The sequence below is a fragment of the Kitasatospora sp. NPDC093558 genome, assembly GCF_040683475.1.
Classification (GTDB): Bacteria; Actinomycetota; Actinomycetes; order Streptomycetales; family Streptomycetaceae; genus Kitasatospora.
The window spans coordinates 1-1,210 of sequence record NZ_JBFBDY010001279.1; the positions used below are offsets into that span (position 1 = coordinate 1).

The window sequence follows — 1,210 nt, forward strand, 5'->3', positions numbered from 1 at the left end:
GTCCAGCAGGAGCAGCAGGCGATGGCCGGCCAGTTGCTCGGTCAGCACTTCCAGCGGCGGCCGGGCGGTGCCGTGCGGCAGCCGCAGCGCCTCCAGGACGGCGTGGCCGAGCAGCAGGGGGTCCTGCACGGGGGCGATGTCGACCAGCCAGGTGCCGTCCGGGAACGCGCCCGTCGCCCGGGCCGCCGCGCGCAGCGCCAGCCGGCTCTTGCCGACCCCGCCCGGCCCGGTGACCGTCACCAGCCGGACGTTCGCCAGCAGCCCGGCCAGCTCGGCCAGCTCCCGCCGCCGCCCGACGAAGCCCGTGACCTCGGCCGGCAGCCGGCCAGGCTCCGCCGCGCGCCGGGGCGGGTCGGCCGCCCGAGGCTCTGCTGTCCAGTCGCCGGCCAAGCGCTGCTCCCCGTGCTCCGGGCCCGGGACGGTACGGCCCGGACGTGCGTCGGGCCGTACGGGCGACGACCCGCCTGGCTGAACGAGGTGACCGGCCGGTAGGTTACGCGGGCGGTTCGCACACCCGACCGGATCACGGGGCCCGTCCTCGGACTCCCGCCGTCCGCCCGGGCGTCGCCGCGCGAGCGGGAGCCCGGACCTGCGCGCCCGGGTGGACGCGGAGGTGGCCCGGGCGTCGCCGCGCGGGCGGGAGCCCGAGGACGGGCCCCGGGGCCGCTGCGCCATCGCCCACCCGGTCCGGAAACCGGGCGTGGGCGCGATAGGGTTCCGTTTTGGAGAACAGCAAGGCGAGGGAGCGCGCAAAGGTGTCCGTGGGAGAGCTGGCCGGGTTGCTCGTCGCCGTGTTCTGGGCGGTCCTGGTCACCCTGCTCGCCGTGGTGCTGGTCCGGCTCTCGCGGGTGCTCAAGGAGGCCACCGTCCTGGTCTCCGCCGTCACCGAGCAGGCCGTGCCGCTGCTGACCGAGGCGGGCGCCGCGGTGCGCAGCGCCAACGAGCAGCTGGAGCGGGTCGACGAGATCACCGCGAACGTCCAGGACGCCGCCGCCAACGCCAACGCGCTCTCCTCCACCGTCGCGGCCACCCTGGGCGGGCCGCTGGTGAAGGTCGCGGCCTTCAGCTACGGCGTCCGCAAGGCCGTCGCCAGGCAGCAGGGCGGCAACCTGTCCGTGCCCGCCCAGCCGGGCGAGCGCGAGGAGCTGGCCCGGCTCATCCGGGCCGAGGTGCGCGCCGCGACCGCCCCGCGCGGCGGCCTGCTCTCCCG

Annotated in this window: 2 protein-coding genes; one reads left to right on the plus strand and one right to left on the minus strand. The window is 77.4% G+C overall.

Annotation, left to right across the window (positions count from 1 at the left end):
• The coding region (locus AB0O00_RS40355; RefSeq protein ID WP_363659638.1) for an AAA family ATPase at window positions 1-390 on the minus strand (390 nt) is incomplete at its 3' end.
• A gap of 365 nt (window positions 391-755) precedes the next feature.
• On the opposite strand from AB0O00_RS40355, the gene AB0O00_RS40360 reads away from it, so the two are divergent.
• Window positions 756-1,210, plus strand: a 455-nt coding sequence (locus AB0O00_RS40360; protein WP_363659639.1) for a DUF948 domain-containing protein, incomplete at its 3' end; no start/stop codon positions are given.